This is a genomic window from Tissierella pigra (genome assembly GCF_009695605.1).
In the GTDB taxonomy this organism is placed as follows: Bacteria; Bacillota; Clostridia; order Tissierellales; family Tissierellaceae; genus Tissierella; species Tissierella pigra.
The window spans coordinates 21,764-29,517 of record NZ_VUNQ01000049.1; the positions used below are offsets into that span (position 1 = coordinate 21,764).

At 30.1% G+C, this 7,754-nt stretch carries 6 protein-coding genes and 1 pseudogene; 1 reads left to right on the forward strand and 6 read right to left on the reverse strand.

Annotated elements, in window-relative coordinates; translation table 11 throughout:
- Positions 1 to 111 precede the first annotated feature (111 nt).
- Complete coding sequence (locus FYJ83_RS16205) at positions 112 to 1,500, forward strand: MATE family efflux transporter (protein WP_154442315.1); 1,389 nt, start codon at positions 112 to 114, stop codon at positions 1,498 to 1,500.
- 51 nt (positions 1,501 to 1,551) lie between these two features.
- Here FYJ83_RS16205 and FYJ83_RS16210 read toward each other — a convergent pair whose 3' ends face one another.
- The 6 genes and pseudogenes from FYJ83_RS16210 to FYJ83_RS16235 form a co-directional block, all read right to left on the reverse strand.
- The gene (locus FYJ83_RS16210; RefSeq protein WP_154442317.1) at positions 1,552 to 2,661 is read right to left on the reverse strand and encodes an LCP family protein; all 1,110 of its coding nucleotides are present in this window, start codon (positions 2,659 to 2,661) and stop codon (positions 1,552 to 1,554) included.
- A 33-nt stretch (positions 2,662 to 2,694) separates the two neighbouring features.
- Positions 2,695 to 4,839, reverse strand: a complete 2,145-nt coding sequence (locus FYJ83_RS16215; protein WP_154442319.1) for a hypothetical protein — start codon at positions 4,837 to 4,839, stop codon at positions 2,695 to 2,697.
- Positions 4,840 to 5,311: 472 nt separating this feature from the next.
- Positions 5,312 to 5,941 (reverse strand): annotated as a pseudogene (locus FYJ83_RS16220) (IS982 family transposase); the annotation flags it as partial.
- Entirely contained in the window at positions 5,916 to 6,179 is a 264-nt protein-coding gene (locus tag FYJ83_RS19725; RefSeq protein ID WP_216585899.1) for a DUF3908 family protein, read from the reverse strand. The gene FYJ83_RS19725 and the pseudogene FYJ83_RS16220, both read right to left, overlap by 26 nt.
- Before the next feature lie 103 nt (positions 6,180 to 6,282).
- Positions 6,283 to 7,254 carry a toll/interleukin-1 receptor domain-containing protein gene (locus FYJ83_RS16230; protein ID WP_154442325.1) on the reverse strand — a complete coding sequence of 324 codons (972 nt, stop codon included), beginning with the start codon at positions 7,252 to 7,254 and terminating at the stop codon, positions 6,283 to 6,285.
- Positions 7,255 to 7,438: 184 nt separating this feature from the next.
- Entirely contained in the window at positions 7,439 to 7,603 is a 165-nt protein-coding gene (locus FYJ83_RS16235) for a hypothetical protein (protein ID WP_195838033.1), read from the reverse strand.
- Positions 7,604 to 7,754: the final 151 nt, after the last annotated feature.

A 7,754-nucleotide genomic window follows, 5' to 3' on the forward strand; every position in this document is an offset into this window, starting at 1 on the left:
AAATATACAATTACTTTTTATTATAAGCTCATGAGTTCATTGACAAAGCAATTTTATTATTATACACTAGTTCTTACGTAATAAAATAAAGTTGATTAAGGAGGTTGAAATATGGCAAATTTAAAAGAACTATTTGCTCCTAAAGATTTAACAGAGGGTACTCCTTGGAAAAGAATTACCCAATTTGCTATTCCCATGTTAATTGGTAATATAGCCCAGCAGTTTTATAATACTGCGGATTCCATTATAGTTGGTAAATATGTAGGCGATAATGCTCTTGCTGCCGTTGGTAGTGCATCTCCTATATTAAATCTTTTACTTGTACTCTTTGTTGGAATTTCAGTAGGTGCAGGTATAATGGTATCTCAATATTTTGGAGCTAAGGATCGAGAACGGCTTTCTAAAACAATTGGTATATGTATAAGTCTTACTGCTTTAGCATCTATAATAATCATGGTTGTTGGTCCTATGGTTACACGCCCATTACTTTCTTTTCTTAATACACCTGATACAATAATAGAATGGTGTACAGATTATCTCATTATTTACTTTGTTGGTATTGCAGGTTTTGCCTATTATAATATTTTAGCTGGAGTTCTTCGTGGCCTTGGAGATTCCATTTCTGCACTTGTATTCTTGCTTATTTCCACATTTTTAAATGTAGTGCTAGATATTTGGTTTGTTGCAGGATTTAATATGGGAGTACCTGGAGTTGCATTGGCTACTGTAATTGCACAGGGAATCTCGGCAATACTTTGTATCATTAAGCTAATGAAAATGAAGGATAACTTTGATTTAAGCCTAAAAACTTTAAAATTAGATAAAGAATTTTCCTATAGATTAATAAAACTTGGATTACCGTCAGGTTTAACACAGGCAATATTCTCTCTTGCAATGATAGTTGTGCAATCCTTGACTAATAGCTTTGGAGAAATGGTAATAGCTTGTAACGTAATTGTCATGCGTGTAGATGGATTTGCTATGATGCCAAACTTTTCCTTTGGAAGTGCTATGACTACCTATGCTGGGCAAAATATAGGTGCAAAGAAAATGGAAAGAGTTGAAAAGGGTACTAAAGATGGTACTATGATTGCAGTTGGAGTGTCTACTGTAATAACAATTATAATTTTACTCTTTGGCAGACAACTTATGGGTGTATTTACTGATACGCAGGAACTAGTTGATTTAAGTATGCACATGATGAAAATTTTAGCAGTAGGTTATATTGCCATGGCTATAACTCAAAGTTTATCTGGAGTCATGCGTGGTGCAGGAGATACTGTAACTCCTATGTGGATTTCACTAATTACTACAGTGCTTATTCGTGTACCTATAGCTTATGGTATTGCTTATTTCACTAGAAGCGATGCTTATCCTACAGGACGACCTGAGTCTACTTTCATATCCCTATTGCTTTCTTGGACTTTAGGAGCAATTATAACTTTTATTTTCTATAGAAAAGGTAATTGGCGTAAAAAAGGACTTACTGATAAAAAATAGAGAAACCTATTTAAACTTTAAGTTTAAATAGGTTTTTATTTACAAATTTTCTTAGTTTCCTCCAATAATATCTAAGTGAATATCTTCTATAGCCTTTTTATATGGATTAATGGTGTCATTCACAAGTTGAAGAATTCCATCTTTATCTAAGTATTCATAATACATAGGTACTCCACTAGTTCCTGTTGTCGGCATTGTATATGTGGATAATGCTTCTGTTCCCTTAATTCTATTAAGTTGATCTGCAAACCACAACATATTTTCAGTCTTTATATCACTATATATATTCTCATTAAATATATCTATAAATTCAGGAATCTTCAGTATATTAGCTGGTTTCAACAGCTTAGTAAGTATAGCTTTAATTACAATCTGCTGATTTTCCATACGTTCATAATCACTAATAGTATTTTTGCTATTATTACCTTTTCTATAACGTGCAAATTTTAAAGCATCTTCCCCATTTAAAACTTGCTGTCCTTTTTTTATATTAGTATGTAAGTCTTGTGTAGGGTCGTCGTATTTCATATCCATTGGTACATTAATGTCTATTCCTCCCACAGCATCTACTATTCTTTCAAAACCATCTAAGTCTATACCAATATAGAAATCAGGTACAAATCCTATTATGGTTTTCAGTTCTCTCTTTAATTGATTGATGCCACCTTCTTTTCCCCCACCATTTAAATTTCCTGCTGGATAAGCAGCATTTATTTTTTTTACTTTTCTCTTAACATTTACTAAACTATCTCGTGGGACACTTATAATATTTGCTTCTTTATTTATTCCGTCATAGGAAGCAACCATAATTGTATCTGTATTTACACCTTTATCCAAGCCTAAAATTAAAAAGGTATAAAACTGTTCCTTTCTATCTTCCATTGTAAAACCTTCAGGTATATCTAGATTGTTCCCAATAAGCATATCATCATCATTTACTTCCGGAATAATAAAAGCTGTATCGCCATAGGTTGCAAGATTATCTTCACTTAAATCTGGAATAACAGGTGGTTTTATTATATTTTTAACAATAATAATACAGAAAAATGTTAAAATAGTTAAGATGAATAAAGTTTTTAAAAAAAGGATTTTCCTTTTTCTTGACCGTACCTTTACTCTGCCACTGTTTCTCGGGTTATATATATTGCTTTCATTTTTCATTTGTAAAAAGCTCCTTTTTAAATATATATTTTACTATAGTATACTATTATCATTTATAACTACCCCTAAAGGTACAAATAAATAGGTCAATGCCAAGGCTGTACCTATGGTTCCTGTATCATTAAACGAAAATATAGCTATGCTGCATAAAAGAATCGTAACAAATCCTTTATATAAATTTGAATACCTTTCTTTTAATTCCATTAACATATTTTTATGTCTATATAATAAACCACATAAAACTACTTCTGAGAATAAAATAATATTCCATGAAGAATTAATTAAATTCCAAAGTACTTGTCTCAACTTAGAACCAATTATTTCAAAAAATTTACTCCAGCCACCTATCATCAGAGCTTCCAATGCCTTCCCTGCATGGGTAGGATTTGGATTAAACAGAGAATCTAATTTTGCTAATAATAAAATTCCCAAAATAGCCCCAACAACTATAAAAGCTATTTTCTTTAAAGAAAGTCTTTTATCAAACATAACAAGTACTATCATTAAAATAGATAGTATAGCTGCTAATGTTCCACCCATATTAGCTCCAAAAAAAGGACTAAGACTTATTGTTACTAAAATCATATATGAAGTTATAGAAATTGTCATTATATATTTTGTACTATTACATAGATGGAATAGTACAAAAAAACTTAATATGGTAGAACCTAACAATATCCCCATATAATCATTACCTATGCCGTAAAATCTCCCTCCTGCAATAGCATCAGAGCCTAATGGAGATATAATCATCAACTTCTTAACAAAGAAAATGTCTATTAGCAGTAAACCACTGGTTACCAATGCCAATATGGCTATGATTACCAATTTTTCATTGAAAATTTTATTTAAAATATAAGATATAATTAAAGAGCCTCCAAATACATAGATGAGATCAAAAATTATAGATTTATATCCAGTCAGTGAGACTGTCATCATCATTAAAGGAACTATCATTACTGTTATACTTAAATAATGAAGAATATCATTTGGAAGCTTATTCCATCCTGTAAGTCTAGGCAAATAAAATCCAATTAAAGTGATACCTATAAGGATTATAAAGGATTTATGAAAATAACTTCGATATTTCCTTAAATATAAATTTTGATCTTGATTTTTAAGTAAAACCTTCTCAGGATTATTATTATCTACTACTGTCATTGATTCTCCAATGAAACTTCTAGGTTCAGAAATCCCGAAAAATCCAAGAACAGTAGGTCCAAAATCAAAATTAGTAACCAATCCTTCCCTGCGAGTTGTACTTGAAGTCAATAATCCCCTTTGAGTATTGGGTCCTGACATAATTATAGGAGTCAGACCAAAGTTTCCTCGGCTAATGGTTTCTGATGAAGGGTTGGGAGTTATGACCATAAATAAAGTTTTTTCTAAATCTACTTTTTCCATGACCTGACCCAAAAATAAATCTGCTCCTTCAATAACCTTAATTTTTTGCTCTTCTCTAATTTCTTTGGTAGTTATTTCATCTGTTGTTTCTATTCTTACTGTATCTCCATATTCTATAAATAATATATCTATATCAGGTAAGATACTTTCTGCTTCTTCCAATAGCCTCTCTTGATTTAATCTGCTTCCTCCTAAAACATCATCATCAGAAATTAACAAATCAGAATCTATATAACCAAAAGGGATTACACCATTTTCATCCATAGCTAACATAGTAGCTTCTCTAGCTAGTGTATCTAAATCACTGCTTCCTATGAGTCCAACTACAATGCCATTTTCCTTGGCTATTTTACCCAAAAGTCCAACTTGGTTGTTTGGCGTAACATCTAAAGCTGTTTCTTCTATGTCTTTAATTCCTGTATTTACAATTTTCCCATCTGAAGTCTGAAAAGCTAAAGCTCCTTCACTTGGAGCTAAAGTTCTTACACCCATTCCTAAACTAAGGTATGTACTTCCTCTATTAGCCAAACTTGACTTTGCTCGTATATTCATAAACCCCATGGCACCATTTTCCAACAATATATCCATATTAGGAGTATTGCTATTAAAAATTTCTTCAATACTAACTTTATCCAATATCAGTATAATTGCCTTTCTATCTTCAATATTAGAAGAAGCAGCCAATGATTTAGAAATAGGCATACTTAAAATTATACACAATACTAAAGTCCATTTAAATATATCTTTAAAGGCTTTCTTTAAACTCTTTTCCAATTTATTTTCCTCCTACTACAACAAATAAAGCTCTCTCTACCATAATTCACTATATTATAACATTTATTAGTAAATATCAATAATAATATAATTTGTAACTATAATAAAATCTATATATAGGAGTAGTAAAGTAGAGATTTCCTATTCCTTATAAAATATTTGCTGATTTAAATAAAGTTTTCCCATTTTTTTATTAAAGAACCATCTAATAAATATTTATTAGATGGTTCTTTAACTAATTTTTATAAGAAAATTGTCTCCATAGAAGCTTTTTTATAATCTTAAAGCAGAATTTTAAATAGATATACTAATTAACTTGTTGTGCTAGTAAATTTGAGATTAGATAAACTTACCAATTATTTTTTTGAAAAAAGATACCTCTTAAGAAAGCAATTTGGGAATATTATCAAAATATGAGTTATTTAATGTGCCCTAGATTTATGTTATTTCCTAACATTTGATTGATGCTCTAACAAAGATTATGGGCTAAAATCTTTGTTTTAAGTCTTGCAATAAGACCCAGCATAGATTTGGTCAGAACCTTGTTGCTATTTAGCTGCCCAGCTAGTTGTGAAAAAGTGGTTTCAATTCTCCTCCTGAGCTTAAAAATATGTTGACGAAGCCATTTTGGATGAGGATTTTTAGCATTATCTCTTTTCATAAATAGCAGCTGAATTCCTTTTTCAGTCTCTAAATTTGAAGATAAGTGCTTATTGGCATAGCCCTTATCACCTAGAATAGTTATATGTTCATAGGTTTCAACCAACTCCCATACAGCCTCTCTATCATCAATATTAGCTGGAGTAAGGACGAAATCTGTAACATAACCATCAACTGTAGTAAAAACATGTAGCTTAAATCCATAGTAAGTCTCTTTCTTGGAGGCACAATATCCATAAGCTGCATCCACCTTAAAGGTTTTATGAAAATGTGCTCTACCAAACTTGCATACAGGAATAGGAGTGCTCTCTACAATTCTAACTGATTTATCACGGTATCCTAGAATTTTAGTAAGCTCCTTACGAATTTCATCAATGACTGAGTGTACAGCCCTACGAGTTCTGTTAAATCTAGTTCTACTGCAGAATCTTGTTGATAAATTCCAATGTTAATTTATTACAAAATTCCCCATCATTAATACATTCACATGTAAAACCTTTAATATCTCTAAAAGATAAAACCTTTATTTCTATTATGGTATCATCTATAATTCTACCTCTCAAGATCTTACTCTCTAGAAATATGTATATTTCTAGATTTTCATCTTGGACAAACATATTTTTAGGATAGAAAACATTTATTTTATTTGGATTAATAAATTTTTCTATATTATAAAAAATTGCCCACTGTTTTCTTGATTTTTTACCTTCATATTTATGACCTTAAAAATGCCCTCTGACCCCTAAATAGTCAATCATAACAATTCTATACCTCCCAAATCAATTATTTGAAAAATTGTAAGACATACTTCCATATTTCAATTGAAATCTCCTTTGAATTCTTAGGTTCTCCATTTCCAAACATATTCATAGTCATTTTTAATATTAATTCCTTTTTTTCATTTGCTTCGCAAGTTATCATTTCATTCCAAGAGTTATCGCTGTCAATCCCAAATCTACCATATGATAATAATATATTTTCTTGTTTTGAAAACTTATTATCCAACCATATCTTTACTGTCTGTTTTTCCATACCATTAATATAAAATTTTATGATATGTTTTTTATTTGTTACTAAGTCAATATCATAATCAAAATTGTGATTTTTTTGTTTAGTTTGTTCTGCTAAATCAGTTAAATAATGAATAATTTCAGAATAACTATCTTTTATAAATTTGTTTTTATCTTTATCCGTTATCTCCCTAAAATCAGGTATTAATACATCTTCCTTTCTTGCCTCTTTATATAATGTCTCCCTTCCTATCATCCTAGATTTAAGAGTAGGAATTGTTCCTAAGGGCTCCATTGCTATTCTATCTATTTTTAATATTTTATATTTTAGTTCTTCAAACTTTTCACCAAAATCACTATCATTAGAGAAATCAATATATGATATCCCTTTTAAATAAAATGGAACAGCTTTACTCCTATCACCCTTATATCGCATAATAGGTATTATCTTCTCAACATTCTCCATTATATTATTAATTAACAATGATGTTTCATATCCTACCCCACCATTGAACTCATTTGACTTATCTGCATATTTATCAGTTAAGATAACCAAAGTATAGTCACTTCTCATAATATTTTCTATCATCATTCTATTTAAATTCACAGTACCTTTTTGGGTAATAAATTCATCTAATGTAGCATCAATTCCATTCCTTCTTAATTCATTTGTTAATGCTATAACCCAATCTTTGTGACTTGGATTATCCCAGCTATAGCTAATAAAAACCGTCGGATTTTTCATAGGTTATACCTCCATGATATTTGTTTAAAATATGGTTGTAAATATTTCTAATTTTATTGATTATCTTAAAATAATCCTTAAAATAATTGAAATCAAATTAAAATATATATTGTATATTAGTCCCTATACATCTTTAACAAACGAATTCTTCTGTTTATTTAAAATAACTTTAGCCAATTTTATTTTAACTGCCCCATATTTCAAAAGATTTTACTTTCCCTGAATTACTAATATAGTAACTTGTTGCTGCTAATACCTCCTGAATCTTATCTGGCATATTGATGTTTTTACAAATTGAAGGCTGAACTACTATTATCTTTCCCCGTAACACTTTATCCTGCTGTTTCATATCCCGTAGGAACTTATCATACTCACCTTGTATAATGTATTTAGGTTATTAAATAGGGAAACCTATAAACCTTTCTTTATTTATCTCTCAAGATCAGAGATAATTGTATTATTAGATTGAGAGGATTATCGAACCCACCTTGAGTCTGTGA